The sequence below is a fragment of the Pseudomonas oryzagri genome (assembly GCF_020831405.1).
GTDB lineage: Bacteria > Pseudomonadota > Gammaproteobacteria > Pseudomonadales > Pseudomonadaceae > Geopseudomonas > Geopseudomonas oryzagri.
The window spans coordinates 198868-215556 of sequence record NZ_JAJHPU010000043.1; the positions used below are offsets into that span (position 1 = coordinate 198868).

At 67.6% G+C, this 16689-nt stretch carries 18 protein-coding genes, 2 tRNA genes and 1 pseudogene; 12 read left to right on the forward strand and 9 right to left on the reverse strand.

Translation table 11 applies throughout. The annotated features are described in order from the left end of the window. Window positions 1-5: 5 nt before the first annotated feature. Window positions 6-1397: an adenylate/guanylate cyclase domain-containing protein gene (locus LMJ29_RS17550; protein WP_229606819.1), complete on the reverse strand. Its 1392-nt coding sequence runs from the start codon at window positions 1395-1397 to the stop codon at window positions 6-8. A 156-nt stretch (window positions 1398-1553) separates the two neighbouring features. Further along, entirely contained in the window at window positions 1554-3011 is a 1458-nt protein-coding gene (locus tag LMJ29_RS17555; protein WP_229606820.1) for a TrkH family potassium uptake protein, read from the reverse strand. Between the two features lie 263 nt (window positions 3012-3274). Between LMJ29_RS17555 and LMJ29_RS17560 the strand changes: the two genes are divergently transcribed. After that, the gene (locus LMJ29_RS17560; protein ID WP_229606821.1) at window positions 3275-3853 is read left to right on the forward strand and encodes a nitroreductase family protein; all 579 of its coding nucleotides are present in this window, start codon (window positions 3275-3277) and stop codon (window positions 3851-3853) included. Here LMJ29_RS17560 and LMJ29_RS17565 read toward each other — a convergent pair. The 5 genes from LMJ29_RS17565 to LMJ29_RS17585 all read right to left on the reverse strand — a co-directional run bounded on the left by LMJ29_RS17565 (window position 3830) and on the right by LMJ29_RS17585 (window position 7360). Further along, the gene (locus LMJ29_RS17565; protein ID WP_229606822.1) at window positions 3830-5158 is read right to left on the reverse strand and encodes a sensor histidine kinase; all 1329 of its coding nucleotides are present in this window, start codon (window positions 5156-5158) and stop codon (window positions 3830-3832) included. The two genes, LMJ29_RS17560 and LMJ29_RS17565, sit on opposite strands and share 24 nt — an antisense overlap. A gap of 61 nt (window positions 5159-5219) precedes the next feature. Then, complete coding sequence (locus tag LMJ29_RS17570; RefSeq protein ID WP_229606823.1) at window positions 5220-5642, reverse strand: Spy/CpxP family protein refolding chaperone; 423 nt, start codon at window positions 5640-5642, stop codon at window positions 5220-5222. 102 nt (window positions 5643-5744) lie between these two features. Then, entirely contained in the window at window positions 5745-6437 is a 693-nt protein-coding gene (locus LMJ29_RS17575) for a response regulator transcription factor (RefSeq protein ID WP_229606824.1), read from the reverse strand. A gap of 25 nt (window positions 6438-6462) precedes the next feature. Continuing rightward, window positions 6463-6762: a YciI family protein gene (locus LMJ29_RS17580; RefSeq protein WP_229606825.1), complete on the reverse strand. Its 300-nt coding sequence runs from the start codon at window positions 6760-6762 to the stop codon at window positions 6463-6465. A 1-nt stretch (window position 6763) separates the two neighbouring features. Continuing rightward, the gene (locus LMJ29_RS17585; RefSeq protein WP_229606826.1) at window positions 6764-7360 is read right to left on the reverse strand and encodes a septation protein A; all 597 of its coding nucleotides are present in this window, start codon (window positions 7358-7360) and stop codon (window positions 6764-6766) included. Between the two features lie 67 nt (window positions 7361-7427). Between LMJ29_RS17585 and LMJ29_RS17590 the strand changes: the two genes are divergently transcribed. The 5 genes from LMJ29_RS17590 (at window position 7428) to rluB (ending at window position 11813) form a co-directional block, all read left to right on the forward strand. Then, window positions 7428-8288, forward strand: a complete 861-nt coding sequence (locus LMJ29_RS17590) for a PHP domain-containing protein (RefSeq protein WP_229606827.1) — start codon at window positions 7428-7430, stop codon at window positions 8286-8288. 9 nt (window positions 8289-8297) lie between these two features. Further along, window positions 8298-8927, forward strand: coding sequence for an L-threonylcarbamoyladenylate synthase (locus LMJ29_RS17595; protein WP_229606828.1), 630 nt, complete (start codon window positions 8298-8300; stop codon window positions 8925-8927). Window positions 8928-9072: 145 nt separating this feature from the next. After that, a complete protein-coding gene (locus LMJ29_RS17600) occupies window positions 9073-9807 on the forward strand; it encodes a segregation and condensation protein A (protein ID WP_229607223.1) in 735 nt (244 codons plus the stop codon). After that, window positions 9804-10586, forward strand: a complete 783-nt coding sequence (gene scpB / locus LMJ29_RS17605) for an SMC-Scp complex subunit ScpB (protein ID WP_229606829.1) — start codon at window positions 9804-9806, stop codon at window positions 10584-10586. Before LMJ29_RS17600 ends, scpB begins: the two co-directional genes overlap by 4 nt. 114 nt (window positions 10587-10700) lie before the next feature. Continuing rightward, window positions 10701-11813 carry a 23S rRNA pseudouridine(2605) synthase RluB gene (gene rluB, locus LMJ29_RS17610; RefSeq protein ID WP_229606830.1) on the forward strand — a complete coding sequence of 371 codons (1113 nt, stop codon included), beginning with the start codon at window positions 10701-10703 and terminating at the stop codon, window positions 11811-11813. 251 nt (window positions 11814-12064) lie between these two features. Here rluB and rdgC read toward each other — a convergent pair whose 3' ends face one another. Beyond that, entirely contained in the window at window positions 12065-12985 is a 921-nt protein-coding gene (gene rdgC / locus LMJ29_RS17615) for a recombination-associated protein RdgC (protein WP_229606831.1), read from the reverse strand. 190 nt (window positions 12986-13175) lie between these two features. Between rdgC and LMJ29_RS17620 the strand changes: the two genes are divergently transcribed. The 6 genes from LMJ29_RS17620 to LMJ29_RS17645 all read left to right on the forward strand — a co-directional run bounded on the left by LMJ29_RS17620 (window position 13176) and on the right by LMJ29_RS17645 (window position 15881). Continuing rightward, a tRNA-Val gene (locus tag LMJ29_RS17620) sits at window positions 13176-13251 on the forward strand. Between the two features lie 15 nt (window positions 13252-13266). Then, window positions 13267-13343: transfer RNA gene (locus LMJ29_RS17625), tRNA-Asp, on the forward strand. Window positions 13344-13532: 189 nt separating this feature from the next. After that, window positions 13533-14240, forward strand: a complete 708-nt coding sequence (locus tag LMJ29_RS17630) for an FKBP-type peptidyl-prolyl cis-trans isomerase (RefSeq protein ID WP_229606832.1) — start codon at window positions 13533-13535, stop codon at window positions 14238-14240. Between the two features lie 482 nt (window positions 14241-14722). Next, window positions 14723-15040, forward strand: coding sequence for a helix-turn-helix transcriptional regulator (locus LMJ29_RS17635; RefSeq protein ID WP_229607224.1), 318 nt, complete (start codon window positions 14723-14725; stop codon window positions 15038-15040). Further along, on the forward strand, window positions 15037-15405 hold the full coding sequence (locus LMJ29_RS17640; protein ID WP_229606833.1) for a hypothetical protein: 369 nt from the start codon (window positions 15037-15039) through the stop codon (window positions 15403-15405). Before LMJ29_RS17635 ends, LMJ29_RS17640 begins: the two co-directional genes overlap by 4 nt. Continuing rightward, window positions 15402-15881, forward strand: coding sequence for a sel1 repeat family protein (locus LMJ29_RS17645; RefSeq protein ID WP_229606834.1), 480 nt, complete (start codon window positions 15402-15404; stop codon window positions 15879-15881). Before LMJ29_RS17640 ends, LMJ29_RS17645 begins: the two co-directional genes overlap by 4 nt. Before the next feature lie 16 nt (window positions 15882-15897). On the opposite strand, the pseudogene LMJ29_RS17650 reads toward LMJ29_RS17645, so the two are convergent. Continuing rightward, window positions 15898-16650, reverse strand: a pseudogene (locus LMJ29_RS17650) (EAL domain-containing protein); the annotation flags it as partial. Window positions 16651-16689: the final 39 nt, after the last annotated feature.

The window sequence follows — 16689 nt, forward strand, 5'->3', positions numbered from 1 at the left end:
CGCGGTCAGTAGATGACCTTGTCGCGCAGCTTCTCGGCGGCCTGCTGCAGGGCGAGGATGACCCGCTCCTTGTCGTAGTTCTGGATGCCGTTGGTATCCAGGTACATGGAGAAGCCCGGCAGCTCGTGCTCCAGGTAGCTGGAGCTGGCGCCCAGATCGCGACGGAAGTCGACCACCTGGTAGATCTGCACCGGGCGGGAGAAGCCCTTGACGGTGATCTGGCCCTTGTCGCGGCACATGATCACGTCCTTGATCAGCGAGTAGGTCTCGTGGGAGATGAGGATCTCGCCGGAGTCGGAGGCGCTTTCCAGGCGGCTGGCGAGGTTCACCTCGCGGCCGATGATGGTGTAGTCCATGCGCGTATCGGCGCCGAAGTTGCCCACCGTGCAGTAGCCGGTGTTGATACCCATGCGGATTTCCAGCGGCCGGGTGATGCCCTGGCTGCGCCACTGCTGGCGCAGTACCTTCATGTGCTTGCGCATGGCGATGGCCATGGATACCGCGGCCACGGCGTCCTTCTTGGCACCCTGGGTGGTGGGGTCGCCGAAGAAGATCATCACCGCATCGCCGATGAACTTGTCGATGGTGCCGCCGTACTTGAGGGCGATCTCCGACATTTCGTTCAGGTAGGTATTGAGCAGGTCGGTCAGCGCCTCGGCTTCCAGCTCCTCGGACAGCTCGGTGAAGCCCTTGATGTCGGAGAAGAACACCGTGAGCTTCTTGCGCTGGGTCTCCAGGCGCACGCTCTTCTTGCCGCTGAAGATCGACTCCCAGACCTGCGGGGACAGGTACTTGGCCAGGTTGCGGGCGAGGCTGGCGGCCTTTTCCTGCTCGGCCTTGATGTCCTCGCGCGCCTGGGCCAGGCGCAGGCCCTGCTGGTGCACCAGGAAAGCGGCGATACACAGGTAGAGCAGGGTGAACACGATGCTCACCGCGGCGGCCAGCGGCGGGGTGGCAAGGTTCGGTGGCGGGGATAGCGCCGCGAAGCTGAGCACCGCCCCGCACAGGGTGCCGAGCAGCAGGATGGTGAGCAGGCGCAGGCCGCCGAGGATCAGGGCGCTGAAGCTCAGGGTGAGGACGAACATCAGGCTCGGCACCAGCGAGTAGCCGAGCAGGGTCATGCCGACGCCGGCTTGCAGGGCATCGAGCAGCAGCAGGGCCTGGTCGGTGTGCTGCGGGTGGCTCAGTTTGAAACGCTGGCTCAGGTGATGGGCCAGATGGGGATAGAGCAGCGCGTAGGGCACCATCCAGAGGATGTCGTAGCCGAAATGCTGGCTGTAGGTGCCGGCGGCGATGCTGCCGGCGGCGGCCAGGTAGGCCAGGATGCGCGACTGGTATTCGCGCAGACGGGGGTCGGGCAGTCGGGAGATCGGACGCTCGCGGGTGAAGAGTTTCATCTGGCCGAAGGTTTTCCTGGCTGGTGCCCGCGTCGTGTCGGCACGGCCGCTGTGGCTGGTACAGGCCACCGGGCGGGGTGGCGGAGGCCGATCTTATCCGAGCCGCCGATGGGGCGCAAAGGCGGCCGCCAGTGGCTGCGACATGCTGTCGCGGGGTCAGTGGCGCCAGAACGCCGGGGTGAGCAACACCAGGATGGTGACGATCTCCAGACGGCCGAACAGCATGCCCACCGAAAGCAGCCACTTGGCGCTATCCGGCAGGGTCGAGAAGTTGCCGACCGGACCGATGATCGGGCCGAGGCCGGGGCCGACGTTGCATACCGCGGTGGCGGCGCCGGTCAGCGCGGTGATCCAGTCCAGGCCGATCAGCGCCAGACCCAGGGCGATCACGCCAATGGTGATGGTGAAGAAGAAGGAGAAGGTCACCAGCGAGCGGACGATGTCGTCGTCGATCGTATGGTTGTTGTACTGCTGCTTGATGACCGCGCGTGGGTGGATCATCTGCTGCATGTTGGCCTTGAGCATCACGTAGGCCACCTGGAAGCGGAAGATCTTCAGACCGCCGGCGGTGGAGCCGGAGCAGCCGCCGATGAAGGTCAGGTAGAAGAACAGCAGCACCGAGAAGCCGCCCCACAGGGTGTAGTCGCCCAATGCCACGCCGGTGGTGGTGACCACCGAGGTGACGTTGACCGCGACGATGCGGAAGGCATCCAGCCATCCGTTGTCGGAGTTGAACCACAGCCAGGTGCCGAACACCAGCCAGGTGACCAGCAGGAAACCGAGGAAGCCGCGCACCTGATGATCGCGAAACAGCGCCTTGCGGTGGCCGCGCAGGAAGGCCACGTAGAGAGTGAACGGCAGGCTGCCGAGGATCATGAACAGCACCGCCACCCAGTGCACCGCCGGTTGCTTCCAGTTGGCCAGCGAGGAGTCGGAGGTGGAGAAGCCGCCGGTGGAGATCATCGACATCGAATGGTTGATCGCCTCGAAGGGAGTCATCCCGGCCCACCAGAAGGCGAAGAAGCCCAGGACGGTGAAGGCCACGTAGATGGCCAGGATGTACTTGGCCACCATGTGCGAGCGCGGCATGACCTTCTCCGACCAGTCGGAGGACTCGGTCTGGAACAGGCGCATGCCGCCGACGCGCAGCAGCGGCAGGATCGCCACCGCCATGCCGATGAAGCCGATGCCGCCCAGCCAGTGCAGCATCGAGCGCCAGATCAGCAGGGCCGGGGAGGCGGTGTCCAGGCCGGTGAGCACGGTCGAACCGGTGGTGGTGATACCCGACATGGTCTCGAAGAAGGCATCGGTGTAACTGATGTGCTGGATGAACACCATCGGCAGGGCGGCGAAGCCGCACACCACCACCCAGCTCGAGGTGGTCAGCATGTACATGTCGCGCGGGCGCAGCTGGACGTGCTTCGGCTGGCCGGGCAGGACCATGGCCAGGCCGCAGCCGAGGGTGATCAGGGCCGGCCAGAGGAAGTCGGAGAGACGCTCGTCGGCGCCCTTCATGGTCAGCTGGGTCAGGATGGGGATGACCATGCTGACGGCCAGGGTGATCAGGAAGATACCCAGGATGAACGCGATCATGCGCAGGGTCGGCAGGGCCATGGCGGGGCGGGCTCGCGGCTTCGAAGAGCGGCATTCTGCAGGGGGCGTGCAAGGGCTGTAAACGACAGGGAAAATTCGTCCGTACGGCTCCTCCGGGGGGCACCGAGGAGGATCGCCCCCTCCTGCCGGCGCCCACCGCAATCGCCCGCGCTGGGCATGGCCTGCCGTCGCTGCCCCCTGCGTTGAGCGGGCCCGGTCCCGATCGCGCCACCCGAGCACGCTGTTAGAATGCCGGCTTTGCCAGCCGACAGGAAAACACCCCCATGGAAGCTCTCGATGCCCTGATCAACCGCGTCTCCGTGGCCCGCGTGGACGCGCCGGCGCCGACGGCGGAGCAGCGCGAGCTGCTGTTCCGCGCCGCCCTGCGTGCCCCCGACCACGCCCAGTTGCGGCCGTGGCGTTTCCTCACCGTGGAAGGCGCGGCGCGCGAGGCGCTCGGCGAGCTGTTCGTGCGCGCCCAACTGGAGCGCGATCCGCAGGCACCGGCGGCGGTGCTGGACAAGGCGCGCGCCATGCCCCTGCGCGCACCGTTGCTGGTGGTGGTGGTCGCCTGCATCAAGCCCCATCCCAAGGTGCCGGAGGCCGAGCAGCTGCTGGCCGCCGGCTGCGCCGCCCATGGCCTGCTGCTGGCCGCCCATGCCCAGGGCATCGGCGCCATGTGGCGCACCGGTGACCTGGCCTACGATGCCACCGTACTGGCCGGCCTGGGTCTGGCCGCCAACGAACGGGTGGTCGGCTTCCTTTATCTGGGTACCCCGCAGGGCGAGCTGCGCAAGCCGCAGCCGCTCGATCCGGCCGAGTTCGTCAGCGGCTGGACGTCAGATCTCGCCGTCGCCGGCTAACGGCAGCTCCAGACGGGCGACGAAGCCACCCTCCGGGTGGTTGGCCAGCAGCAGCTGGCCGCCATGGCGCTGGGCGGCGCGCCGCGCGATGGCCAGGCCCAGGCCGTGACCGGGGCTGGCCTGGCCGGGGGCGCGGAAGAATGGTTCGCCGAGCTGTGCCAGGTGTTCGGCGGCCACCCCGGGGCCGTGGTCGCGCACTTCCAGCAGCAGGCGTTCGCCGGCGCGGCGGGCGTCGATCTCCAGCGGCTGTCCGGGCGGATTGAAGCGCAGCGCGTTGCGCAGCAGGTTGTCCAGGGCGCGCTCGAGCAGCTCGGGCCAGCCGGACAGCTCAACGCCGGGCTCCAGGGTGACGCGGATTTCCTGCTCGGGGGCCAGCAGGCGGACATCCTCGCGAACCTTGGCGAGCAGGGCCGGCAGGTCGATGGCCTGGCGCTGGCTGCTCTCGGCATCCACCCGCGCCAATACCAGGATCTCGCTGATCAACGCTTCCAGGCGGTCGCACTCCTGCACCAGCCGCGGCCACAGCCGCGCACGCTCCTCCTCGCCGGCGCGTTCGGCCAGCGCCAGGGCCACGCGCAGGCGCGCCAGCGGCGAGCGCAGCTCGTGGGAAACGTCGCGCAGCAGCTGGCGCTGGCTGCCGATCAGGTCCTGCAGGCGAGAGCCCATGCGGTTGAAGTCGCGCGCCAGGGTGCCCAGCTCGTCGCGCCGTGTGCCCAGGCGGGCCAGGCTGTTCTGCTGATAGGCGGTCTGGCCGAGGTCGTGCACGGCGCTGCGCAGGCGGTTGAGCGGGCGGGTGATGGACAGGGTGAGCAGGATGCTGAACAGGGTCAGCACCACCAGGGCGATGACCAGGGCGCTGGCCGGCCACAGCAGGCTGTCGCGGTGCCAGCCGGCCAGTTCGCCGTGGGGGATGCGATAGATGAACAGGTAGGTCTGGCCGCTCTGCGCGCTGGTGTACTCCTGGCTGAGGCGCCGCCAGGGCAAGCGCCGCTCGTCCCGGCGCGCCTCGAAGGCGGCGGCGCGCGGCGGGAAGGTGCCGCGTACCAGCGGCTCGCCGGTTTCGTCGAGCACCTGCACGTCGATATGTCGGCGGTGCTTGCGGCGTTCGAGGAACGCCTGCGCGGCCTGCGGCCCCAGGGTCTCGTAGCGTTCGGTCCATTTCGCCGCCACGTCGCGGATGCCGGGGTGGCGGGCGAGGATCCAGGCATCCTGGTTGAGGGCGTGGCCAAGCAGCAGCGAAAGGCCGGCCACCGCAGCGATGGCCAGCCAGAAAGTGGCGAAGATGCGCCAGAACAGGGTGCGCATGCGGCGTCCGTGACTGAGGGGGAGGGAAGGGCGGGGCGTCGGTCACGCCCCGCCGGTTGGCTTACTCGGCCTTCTTGTCGCGCTCGGCCTTCCAGGCTTCGAACTCGGCGCGTTCGGCGCGGCGCTCCTCGATCTTCTTGAGCATCTCGTCGAACTGCTTCTGCTGCTCGGGGGTCAGCTTGTCGCGAATGGCCTTGTTGGTCTTGTCGCGGTTGTCCTGCAGTTCCTTCTGCATGGCGGCCTTCTCGGCGGCCGGCAGCTTGTCGAGGTAGCGCTGGGTGATCTCGTGCTGGTTCTTGACCTGCGTGCGCATCTGCTCGCGCATCACGCGATGCTGCTCGGGGGTGAGGTTCAGCTCCTGCATCATGTGGCCGCCGCGGTGGCCGTCGCCATGCATCGGGCGCGGCTCGAAGCCGTCGCCGGCGGCGAAGGCCAGGGTCGGCAGGCTGGCGGCGAGGAGCAGGGCGGTAAGAGTCTTGCGCATGGGTGTTTCCTTCTCGATGGCGGCGTGGTCGCCGGATGAGTTCAGTCTAGGGAACGCAAGGTCAACCGCGGTCAGTGGAAGGTAAAGGTGGGGTAAAGAGCCTCAGGGGGCGTAGTAGTAGCCGCGCCCGCGGCTGGCGAGGATGCGCGGGCGGCCGTCGGCATGCGCGCCGAGCTTCTTGCGCAGGTTGCTGACGTGCATGTCCAGGCTGCGGTCGTACAGGGTCAGCTTGCGGCCGAGGGCGAGCTGGGCGAGGGCCTGCTTGTCCAGCGGCTCGCCGGGCTGCTTGAGCAGGGCTTCGAGGATGTGGCTTTCCGAAACGGTGAGGGGGATTTCCTGTTCGCCGAGCATGGCGACGCCACGGCTCGGGCTGTAGCTCAGGTCGCCCAGCTCCAGGCGGGTATTGGCGCTGGCCGGGCTGCCGCCCCCCGGCTGCACCCGGCGCAGCACGGCGCGCAGACGGGCGGTCAGCTCGCGCGGGTCGCAGGGCTTGGCCAGGTAGTCGTCGGCGCCCAGCTCCAGGCCGAGGATGCGGTCGAGCGGCTCACCGCGCGCCGAGAGCATCAGCACCGGCAGCTCCGGGTGCTCGCTGCGCAGCTGCTTGAGCAGCTCCAGACCGCTGCCGTCGGGCAGCATCACGTCGAGCACCACGGCGTCCGGCGTGCGCCCGGCCAGCGCGGCGCGCGCGCTGCCCCCGTCGTGGCAGGCGCGCACAACGAAGCCCTCGTGGCCGAGCCAGGCGGCCAGCAGCTCGGTGAGCTCGTGGTCGTCGTCGATCAGCAGCAGGTCACTCATCGCGTTCTCGATGCGGCGCGCGGGATCAGGGCAGGGTCTGGCGGAACGGCTTGACCACCACCTCGGCGTACACGCCGGCGGCGCAGAAGGGGTCGGCGTCGGCCCAGGCACGGGCGGCTTCCAGCGAGTCGAACTCGGCGACGATCAGGCTGCCGGTGAAGCCGGCCGGGCCCGGGTCGTTGCTGTCGATGGCCGGGTGCGGGCCGGCGAGCACCAGGCGACCGGCGTCCTTGAGGGCGATGATGCGCTCGAGGTGGGCCGGGCGGTGGGCCAGGCGGGCGTCGAGGGTGTTGGGGGCGTCGCTGGCGATGATGGCGTAGAGCATGTCAGTCCTTGCTGGCAGGTTGATCGGCGGGGGCAGTCTGCAGGTGGCGGGCGAGGAACACGCCCTGGCCGAGCATGAACAACAGGGTCAGGCCGAGGCTGCCGAATACTTTGAAGTCGACCCAGAACTCGTGGAAGGTGAAGGCCACGTACAGGTTGGCCAGCCCGCAGAACAGGAAGAAGGCCGCCCAGGCCAGATTGAGTCGGGCCCACAACGGCGCCGGCAGCTGGATGGCATGGCCCATCAGGCGCTGGATCAGCGGCCGGTCGCCGATGAAGTGGCTGGCGACGAAGCCTGCGGCGAACAGCCAGTTGACCACCGGGGCCTTCCACTTGAGGAAGGTCTCGCTGTGGAAGGCGAGGGTCAGGCCGCCGAACAGCACGCAGGCCAGCAGGGTGAGCCACTGGCCCTTCTCCAGTCGGCGCTGGGTGGCGAAGATCAGCCCGTAGACCAGTACCGAGGCGCCGATCAGCACGGCGGTGGCGCTGAACACGCCGCCCACCGTGAGGCTGTGCCCGGCCAGTTCGACGGTGCGCGGTGTCATCTTGTAGACGGTGAAGAACAGGATCAGCGGGATGAAATCGACGAATTGTTTCACTGCGCGCGCCAGGGGACCGGGGGAGCGCGCATAATAACAGACCACCCATAAGGGAAAAGCATCGCCCATGTACGCCGATCTGCACTGCCATACCACCGCCTCCGACGGCCTGCTGACGCCCACCGGCGTGGTGGAGCGGGCGCACGAGCGGGGCGTGGGCGTGCTCGCCATCACCGACCACGATACCCTCGACGGTCTGGCCGAGGCGCAGGTCGCCGCCGCGCGCGTGGGCATCGAGCTGATCACCGGCGTCGAGCTGTCCTGTACCTGGGCGGGAGCGACCATCCACGTGCTGGGCTACGCCTTCGCACCCGAGGCGCCGGCCCTGGTGCAGGCCGTCGACTCCCTGCACCAGGGCCGCTGGGCACGCGCCGAGGAGATCGGTCGACGCCTGGCTGCCAAGGGCATGCCCGACTGCTTCGCGGGCGCCCGCGAGGTGCAGCAGGAGCGCGGCGAAAGCGGCAACGCGCCGTCGCGTCCGCACTTCGCCGAGTTCATGACCCGCGCCGGCTACGTCAAGGATCACTCGCAGGCCTTTCAGCGCTGGCTGGGCGCCGGCAAGCTGGGCGACGTCAAGCAGCACTGGCCGGAGCTGGGCAGCACCCTGGATACCCTGCGCGAGGCCGGCGCGTGGATCAGCCTGGCCCATCCCTGCCATTACGACTTTACTCGAACCAAGCGGCGCAAACTGGTGATGGCCTTCGTCGAGGGCGGCGGACACGCGCTGGAAGTCTCCAACGGTGCGCAGGCCGACAGCCAGGTCGGCATGCTGGCCAACACTGTGCGCGAGTTCGGCCTGCTGGCCAGTGCCGGCAGCGACTTCCATGGCCCGCGGCAGTGGTCCGAACTCGGCAGCTACCGGGCACCGCCCGAGGATTTGCCGGTGCTGTGGCGCCGGCTGACCAAGATGGAACATCCGCGTGCGTAAGGAACAGCCATGAGTCAATTCTTTCAGATCCACGCGGAGAATCCGCAGCTGCGCCTGGTCAAGCAGGCCGTGGACATCATTCGCGACGGCGGCGTGGCGGTCTACCCGACCGATTCGGCCTACGCCCTCGGCTGCCAGCTCGGCAACAAGGCGGCGGTCGAGCGTATCCGCCAGCTGCGTCGCCTCGACGACAAGCACAACTTCACCCTGGTCTGTTGCAACCTGTCGCAACTCGGCGAATACGCCAAGGTGGACACCAGCGCCTTCCGCCTGCTCAAGGCGCACACCCCGGGCCCCTACACCTTCATCCTCGATGCCACCCGCGAGGTGCCGCGCATGCTGCTGCACCCCAAGCGGCGCACCATCGGCCTGCGCGTACCCAGCAATCCGATCGCCCAGGCCCTGCTCGCCGAGCTGAACGAGCCGCTGATGAGCGTCAGCCTGATCCTGCCCGGCGACGAGCACCCGATGAGCGATCCCTATGAGATCCGCGACCGCCTGGAGAAGCAGGTCGACCTGATCATCGACGGCGGCTACGGCAGCCTGGAGGCCTCGACGGTGATCAGCCTGGTCGGCGGCGAGCCGGAGGTGCTGCGCGTCGGCTGCGGCGATCCGGAACCCTTCCTGGTGCCGGCCTGATGGGCGAGGGCGCGCGGTGAGCGAAGTGGAGCAGCAGCGGCCCGCGGACGGCGCGGCCACGGCGCCCGAGCAGTTGCCGCTGGCGCTGGTCTACGGCACGGCCTTCACAGAGCTGCCGCAGGACCTGTACATCCCGCCGGATGCCCTGGAGGTGTTCCTCGAGGCCTTCGAGGGCCCCCTGGACCTGCTGCTCTACCTGATCCGCAAGCAGAACATCGACATCCTCGACATCCCGGTGGCGGAGATCACCCGCCAGTACATGGGCTACGTCGAGCTGATGAAGGCGGTGCGCCTGGAGCTGGCTGCCGAGTACCTGGTGATGGCGGCGATGCTCGCCGAGATCAAGTCGCGCATGCTGTTGCCGCGCTCCAGCGAGGCCGAGGAGGACGAGGAGGACCCGCGCGCCGAGCTGATCCGCCGCCTGCAGGAGTACGAGCGCTTCAAGCAGGCCGCCGAGGAGCTGGACGCCCTGCCGCGGGTCGGTCGCGACCTGCAGCTGGCGCGGGCACCGGCGCCGGAGGCGCGCGCGCGCACCCTGCTGCCGGAGGTGAGCCTCGACGAGGTGCTGCTGGCGATGGCCGAAGTGCTGCGCCGCGCCGAGCTGTTCGAGAGCCACCAGGTGACCCGCGAGCTGCTGTCCACCCGCGAGCGCATGAGCGACGTGCTGGAGCGCCTGCAGGGCGGCGCCTTCGTGCCCTTCGTCCTGCTGTTCGCCGCCGAGGAGGGCAAGCTCGGCGTGGTGGTGACCTTCATGGCCATCCTCGAACTGGTCAAGGAGCGGCTGATCGAACTGGTGCAGAACGAGGCCTTCACGCCCATCCATGTGCGCCTGCGCGGCGCGGCGCCGGACGAAAGTCCGCTCGTAGAGGAAATCCCATGAATCTTGCCGATCCGCGCCAGCTGGCGACGGTGCTCGAAGCCATCCTGCTGGCGGCTGGCAAGCCGCTGCCGCTCGAGCGCCTGGCGGAGCTGTTCGACGAACCCGAAAGGCCCTCGGTGAAACTGCTGCGCGAGGCGCTGTCGGTGCTCGCCGGTTCCTGCCTGGGACGCGGTTTCGAGTTGAGCGAGGTGGCTTCCGGCTACCGCCTGCAGGTGCGCGGGCACTTCTCGCCCTGGGTGAGCCGGTTGTGGGAGGAGCGCCCGCAGCGCTATTCGCGCGCCCTGCTGGAGACGCTGGCGCTGATCGCCTATCGTCAGCCGATCACCCGCGGCGAAATCGAGGAGGTGCGCGGCGTGGCGGTCAACAGCAATATCATCAAGACCCTGCAGGAGCGCGAGTGGATCCGCGTGGTCGGCTATCGCGAGGTACCGGGAAGGCCGGCGATGTTCGCCACCACCCGCGCCTTCCTCGACCACTTCAACCTCAGGAACCTCGACGAGCTGCCGCCGCTGGCTGCGCTGCGCGAGCTGGAGCCGCAGCTGCCGGCCGAGGACCTCGATCCCGAGGTGCCGGCAGACCTGCAGGCACGCGCCGACCTGGCCCTTGGCGAGGACGAGGAGGCGGAGGAGCCGCGCAGCGAGACCAACTTCCGCACCCTGCTGGCCGAACTGGACGCCATGGAGCAGGGGTTGAAGAGCGATTTCGACGATCTGCCGCTGGCGCTCGGCCTGGACGGCGAGGCGGTCGGCGCCGACGAGGGTGCCGAGCGGCCGCAGTGACGACCTCCGGGCGGTCGCCTGCCCGGTGCGCACGAGCGGGCATAGGCGTATGATGCGCGCCCCTCGATTCAACCTTAACTTCACAGCGTCCGGTTCCACCGGGAGGTGCCCAGCATGACCGAAGTCGATATCCACGAAGAACACCGCCCTGTCGGTGAGAAACTGCAGAAAGTCCTGGCGCGCATGGGCGTCGGTTCGCGCCGCGACGTCGAGGACTGGATCACCCAGGGTCGCGTCAAGGTCAATGGCGTGCAGGCCACCCTCGGCCAGCGCATCGGCGCCACTGACGCCATCGCCCTCGACGGCCGCCTGCTGCGCCGCGAGGAAGACGAGGTGGTGCGTCGCGTGCTGATCTACAACAAGCCCGAGGGCGAGGTGTGCACCCGCTCCGACCCGGAAGGCCGGCCGACCGTGTTCGACCGTCTGCCGCGACCCAAGAGCGGACGCTGGATCAATATCGGCCGCCTCGACATCAACACCACCGGCCTGCTGCTGTTCACCACCGATGGCGAGCTGGCCAATCGCCTGATGCACCCGTCCTACGAGATGGACCGCGAGTACGCGGTGCGTGTGCGCGGCGAGGTCACCGAAGAGATGCTCGAGAACCTGAAGAACGGCGTGATGCTCGAGGACGGTCCGGCGCGCTTCACCGACATCAAGGAGGCACCGCAGGGCGACGGCTTCAATCGCTGGTTCCATTGCGTGGTGATGGAGGGCCGCAACCGCGAAGTGCGTCGCCTGTGGGAGTCGCAGGGTCTGGTGGTCAGCCGCCTGAAGCGCGTGCGCTTCGGCCCGGTCTTCCTCACCGCCGACCTGTCGGTGGGCCGCTGGCGGGAAATGGAGCAGGGCGAGGTCGACATCCTCGCCGGTGAGGTCGGCCTCAAGCCGATGGCGTTGCCCGGCATGAAGGGCAAGACCCGCGAGAAGCTCGACCGCCTGCAGCGCAAGTCGGCCAAGCCGGTTCCCGGCGAGCGCAGCCGTTCGTCGCGCGACGAGCGTGGCGAGGGGCGTTCGGGGCGTGGCGAAGGCCGTGGCCGCGACCAGGGCTCGGTGATCGCCGAGCGTCCCGGCGACGTGCGCGGCAAGCGCCCGGCCAAGCCGCGCGACGAGCGTGCCACGCCGAACCTGAGCGAGCGTCCGTCGCGCAAGCCGGCCGCGCAGCCGACCAAGCGCCGTCCGCAACCGGCTGGCGAGGGTCAGCGTCCGGGCTTCCGACGCGGCAAGTAAGCAGCGGCGGTAAAGAAAAAGGCGACCCTCGGGTCGCCTTTTTTGTATCGCGGGTTCGGTGGCCAGCCCGTTGCGGCCGATCAGGCCGCTGGCGAGCCGCAGGATGAACCAGGACAGGAGCGCCTCCGCGGATAGTCCGGGACGGGCCCTCGCATTATCACTCGGCGGGCGAGGAGGTCACCCGCGCGAGCTGTCCATCCTGGCTGTGCAGCGCCATGCTGCAAGCGGCTCCGCTTGCGGGCTGGCACGGTTCAGATGCCCTGCGGAATTTCCTCGCCGCCGAGCGCCTCGATCAGCTGGGGCAGGAACTCGGTGAAGGTCAGCATCATCAGGGTGAAGCTGGCGTCCTGCTGGGCCAGGGCGTCGTCGCCGCCATCCTGCTCGGCCTGCTCCTGCAGCAGATCCTCGAAACGCAGGCGCTTGAGGGCGAGCTTGTCGTCGATCAGCAGCGACAGCTTGTCCGACCAGGCCAGGCTCAGCTTGGTCACCAGCTTGCCGGCGGCCAGGTGGTTCTGCACTTCGTCGCTGCCCAGGTCTTGGCGCTTGCAGCGCACGATGCCGCCGTCCTCGTGGGTGTCGCGCAGCTCGCACTCGTCGAGCAGCACCAGGCCGTTGCTGGCGTGCTGGTCCTTCATCCAGGTGGTGAAAGTGGCAGTGGGGGCGATCTTCACCGACAGCGGACGCACGGGCAGCGAGCCGAGGACCTCGCGCAGGGTGGACAGCAGGTCCTCGGCCTTCTTCGGGCTGGCCGCGTCGACCAGGATCAGCCCCTGCTGCGGGGCGATGGCCGCGAAGGTCTTCGAGCGGCGGATGAAGGCACGCGGCAGCAGGGTCTGCACGATCTCGTCCTTGAGCTGGTCGCGCTCCTTCTTGTAGACCTTGCGCATCTGCTGGGTTTCGATCTCGTCGATCTTCTCCTGCAGCGCATCACGCACCACGCTGCCGGGCAGGATGCGCTCCTCCTTGCGGGCGGCGACCAGGAAGAAATCCTGGCTGGCATGCACCAGCGGCGCATCGTCACCCTTGCCCAGCGGGGCGACGAAGCCGTAGGTGGCCAGTTCCTGGCTGGCGCAGGCACGCGCCGGCTTGCCGGCCAGCGCGGCCTCGAGCTTCTCGGCATCCAGTTGCAGGTCCTGGGTGAGGCGATAGACAAGCAGGTTACGGAACCACATGGCGACGAAGGTCTCCTCGAGCAAAGGAGGGCATTATTCCTGCTGGCGTCTTCGTCGACCACCCACGTTTGCGCCAAGTGTTTGGTTTGCCTCGAAATTTTTTTTGAAAAAAGACTTGCCAAGGGGGAAAGGCATCCCTAGAATGCGCACCACTTCGAGAGCAAACGCAAACATGCGGATGCAACTGAATGGGTGATTAGCTCAGCTGGGAGAGCATCTGCCTTACAAGCAGAGGGTCGGCGGTTCGATCCCGTCATCACCCACCACTCTCGAGGTTACGCGCAGCGGTAGTTCAGTCGGTTAGAATACCGGCCTGTCACGCCGGGGGTCGCGGGTTCGAGTCCCGTCCGCTGCGCCATTTTCCCTCCCCAAAGTGACAAATCAATCCTGCTATTCCCTCCCCTCAAGTTCAACGCGAATTGCGCGATTTGAACTTTTCGTCGTTTCCGCGCTCCAATTTTCCCAACCATGGCAGCGGCATCGGCAGCCTGCTAAGCTCGCGCTTCTCCGAGTATGCCGCTGTGGCACCCATCACTAAGGAATAAGCATGAAACATCATCGGTTGGCCGCTGCGGTGGCTCTGGTCGGTCTGGTCCTCGCCGGCTGCGACAAGCAGGTGGCGGAGAAGGAGCTGGAGCTCAAGACCCCGGCCCAGAAAGCCTCCTACGGCATCGGCCTGAACATGGGGCGCAGCCTGGCTCAGGAAGGCATGAACGACCTCGACTCCAAGGCCGTGGCCCTGGGTATCGAGGACGCTCTGGCGAAGAAGGAGCAGCGCCTGACCGACGATCAGCTGATGGAGGCTTTCGGCTTCCTGCAGAAGCGTGCCGAGGAGCGCATGACCGCCCTCGCCGACGAGAACGCCAAGACCGGCAAGAAGTTCCTCGAGGACAATGGCAAGCGCGAAGGCGTGACCACCACCGCTTCCGGCCTGCAGTACGAAGTGCTGAAGAAGGCCGACGGTCCCCAGCCCAAGGCCGACGACGTCGTCAGCGTTCACTACGAGGGCAAGCTGATCGACGGCACCGTATTCGACAGCTCCGTTCAGCGCGGCGCTCCCATCGACCTGCCGGTCAGCGGCGTGATCCCGGGCTGGGTCGAAGGCCTGCAGCTGATGCATGTCGGCGAGAAGTACAAGTTGTTCATTCCCAGCGAACTGGCCTACGGCGCGCAGAGCCCGAGCCCGATGATTCCGGCCAACTCGGTGCTGGTGTTCGAACTGGAGCTGCTGGGCATTCAGCAAAAAGCTCAGTAAATCACGGTTGGTTGCTTGCAAACGCCCCGCTTGTCGGGGCGTTTGCATTTCTGGGGATAACGTTCTTGACGGGGGCCGAGAACAAGGGAGAAAAAACCGTTGCGACGGGTTGCACCGGGGCGGTTGATCCAGCTCCCATCGCGCTGTCAAGAGCTCCCGGGCACTGTCCATGAAATTTTTAAAAGACTGATTTATAAGGTATTTTTAGGTTGAACAAAAAATGCCCGATCTGTCTGGAGGCCTCGTTTCATGGGCATTGAGGGGAGTCTTTCAGTTATTGTGCACAAGGTTATCCACAGCTTTTGTGGGTAACGCCGCGAGGCCCAGCAATCACGAGGTTTGCCGGGTTTTTCGAGTGGTGGCCGCCCTGCATGGTGAGCCGGCGCAGCGGCAGGTCGGTTGCTCGGCAGGATGCCGCCCGGCCTGCCGGTCGGCGCGGGGCTGTTAGAATTAATACAGTATTCGACATGAGTGATGAAAGCATGAATGTGCAGGTAATCGAGCGTGATGGCCAGGCTGAGTATGCCGTGCTGCCCTGGACGGAGTATCTGGAGCTGCTGCGGGCCGCCGGGCGGGAGCCCGGATCGGCCCGCAAGGACCTGTCACAGCCGCAGGCCGCGCCCTTTGCCGTGGACCGGTTGCGCGAACTGCGGGAAGCGCGCCAGCTCAGCGTGGAGCAATTGGCGCGGGCGGTGGGCATCAGTCCGCATTACCTGACGATGATCGAGAGCGGCGAGCGCCAGCCGGACCAGGCCATTCAGCACGCGCTGGCGCGCGTGTTCGCGGGGCAGCCGGGTTGACTCTGCGCATCAGCCGCCTGCACTGGCAGGGCCTGCTGGACGCCCTGGACGAGGCGCAGCGCCAGCGCCACCTGCTGACCTATCGCTCGTTGATCGAGCGCCTGCAGCTGCCGGCGCCGGCCATGGCCACCCTGACCGCCGCCCTCGAGCACCTCGCGATGCTCGATGCGCGCGCCGGACAGCCGCTGCGCAGCGCTCTGGTGATCAGCCAGGGCGCCAGTCGCCTGCCGCGCCCGGGTTTCTTCGAGCATGCCGGTCGGCTCGGCTGTTTCAGCGGGGCACCGGATGGCACCGCGGCGGCCACCTGGCACGCCGCCGAGGTGGCCCGGGTATTCGCCTTCCAGTTCGCGAGATCCGGTGCATGATCCAGCACCACTACTGGCGCCTGCGGGCAAATCTTGGCTACGGGCTGGCGCGTCTGCTGTTTCGCAGCGACGCGCTGGTGCGCCAGCCGCGCGCGTGGCGCTGGATGGAGGGGCAGTTCGCGCGTCTGGCCAACTTGGGCGATGCACGGGCCCAGGACTTCTATGGTCATCTCCTGCTGTTCCGTGGACAGGGCCTGGGCGCGCGCGAGGAGGGACTGCGTCTACTGCGCCTGGCGGCCGCCCAGGGGCAGGGCAGGGCGGCCTTCCAGCTCGGTGTGCAGGCGCTCAAGGGCAGCCCGCAGCGTGAGCCGGACGCTACCCAGGCGCGCCATTACTGGCAGCAGGCGGTCGACGCCGGCCACCCGCTGGCGGCGCTCAAGCTGGCCGAGCTGCTGCGCGAGGGGGCTCCGGGGCTGCCTGCCGATCCGGCGGAGGCCGAGCGCCTGGCCGCGCGGGCCCGCGAATTGGGGTTGTAAGCCTTCAGGCGCTGGCCAGCAGCTCGGGCACGCCCTCCACCGGCGCCTCCTGCGGGCGGCCGAGCAGATAGCCCTGCACCAGGTCCACGCCCATGCTGGCCAACTGCTGCAGTTCGCCTACCTGTTCCACCCCTTCGGCGATCACCCGGGCGCTGGCCGCGCGGGCGACCTTGAGGATGGAGCCGACGAACTCGCGCTTGAGCGGGTCGAGGTGGATGCCGTCGATGAAGTGACGGTCGATCTTCACGATGTCGGGGCGCAGTTCCGACCACAGGCGCAGACTGGAGTAGCCGGCACCGAGGTCGTCGAGGGCGATGGAGAAGCCCATGGCGCGATAGTGGTGCAGGGCGCGGTCGAGCAGATCGAAGTCTTCGATTGGCGTCTGCTCGGTCAGCTCGATCACCACCTGGGCCGGCTCGATGCCGAACGACTTGAGCAGGCGCAGGGTAACGCCGGACTGGTGGCCTGGTTCGATCAGCGACTCGGGCGAGACGTTCAGGTACAGCATGCTGTGCCGTGCGTAGCGGCTGAAGCGCTCGCAGGCGCGGGCACGGCAGGCCATTTCCAGTTCGTTGAGCCGGCCGGCGCGACGGGCGATGGAAAATAGCGCCAGGGGCGCATGCAGCGGACTGTTCGACGGCCCGCGGCTGAGCGCCTCGTAGCCCTGGATGCGCCGGGCGCTCAGCGAAAAGATCGGCTGGAACAGGGTGTTGAGCAGATTGTCGGCGAGAATTCGCTCCAGTTCTCTCAACTGTTCGGTGGTGGTCATGCGGGGCTCGGCAGTCAATGAAAAACGCCCCGACTCCTG

Bases quoted from the DNA above. Each gene is read 5' to 3' on its own strand.
- LMJ29_RS17550 (WP_229606819.1), bottom strand. From the start codon at position 1,397: ATGAAACTCTTCACCCGCGAGCGTCCGATCTCCCGACTGCCCGACCCC.
- LMJ29_RS17555 (WP_229606820.1), bottom strand. From the start codon at position 3,011: ATGGCCCTGCCGACCCTGCGCATGATCGCGTTCATCCTGGGTATCTTC.
- LMJ29_RS17560 (WP_229606821.1), top strand. From the start codon at position 3,275: ATGGAAGCTCTCGATGCCCTGATCAACCGCGTCTCCGTGGCCCGCGTG.
- LMJ29_RS17565 (WP_229606822.1), bottom strand. From the start codon at position 5,158: ATGCGCACCCTGTTCTGGCGCATCTTCGCCACTTTCTGGCTGGCCATC.
- LMJ29_RS17570 (WP_229606823.1), bottom strand. From the start codon at position 5,642: ATGCGCAAGACTCTTACCGCCCTGCTCCTCGCCGCCAGCCTGCCGACC.
- LMJ29_RS17575 (WP_229606824.1), bottom strand. From the start codon at position 6,437: ATGAGTGACCTGCTGCTGATCGACGACGACCACGAGCTCACCGAGCTG.
- LMJ29_RS17580 (WP_229606825.1), bottom strand. From the start codon at position 6,762: ATGCTCTACGCCATCATCGCCAGCGACGCCCCCAACACCCTCGACGCC.
- LMJ29_RS17590 (WP_229606827.1), top strand. From the start codon at position 7,428: ATGTACGCCGATCTGCACTGCCATACCACCGCCTCCGACGGCCTGCTG.
- LMJ29_RS17595 (WP_229606828.1), top strand. From the start codon at position 8,298: ATGAGTCAATTCTTTCAGATCCACGCGGAGAATCCGCAGCTGCGCCTG.
- scpB (WP_229606829.1), top strand. From the start codon at position 9,804: ATGAATCTTGCCGATCCGCGCCAGCTGGCGACGGTGCTCGAAGCCATC.
- rluB (WP_229606830.1), top strand. From the start codon at position 10,701: ATGACCGAAGTCGATATCCACGAAGAACACCGCCCTGTCGGTGAGAAA.
- rdgC (WP_229606831.1), bottom strand. From the start codon at position 12,985: ATGTGGTTCCGTAACCTGCTTGTCTATCGCCTCACCCAGGACCTGCAA.
- LMJ29_RS17630 (WP_229606832.1), top strand. From the start codon at position 13,533: ATGAAACATCATCGGTTGGCCGCTGCGGTGGCTCTGGTCGGTCTGGTC.
- LMJ29_RS17635 (WP_229607224.1), top strand. From the start codon at position 14,723: ATGAATGTGCAGGTAATCGAGCGTGATGGCCAGGCTGAGTATGCCGTG.
- LMJ29_RS17645 (WP_229606834.1), top strand. From the start codon at position 15,402: ATGATCCAGCACCACTACTGGCGCCTGCGGGCAAATCTTGGCTACGGG.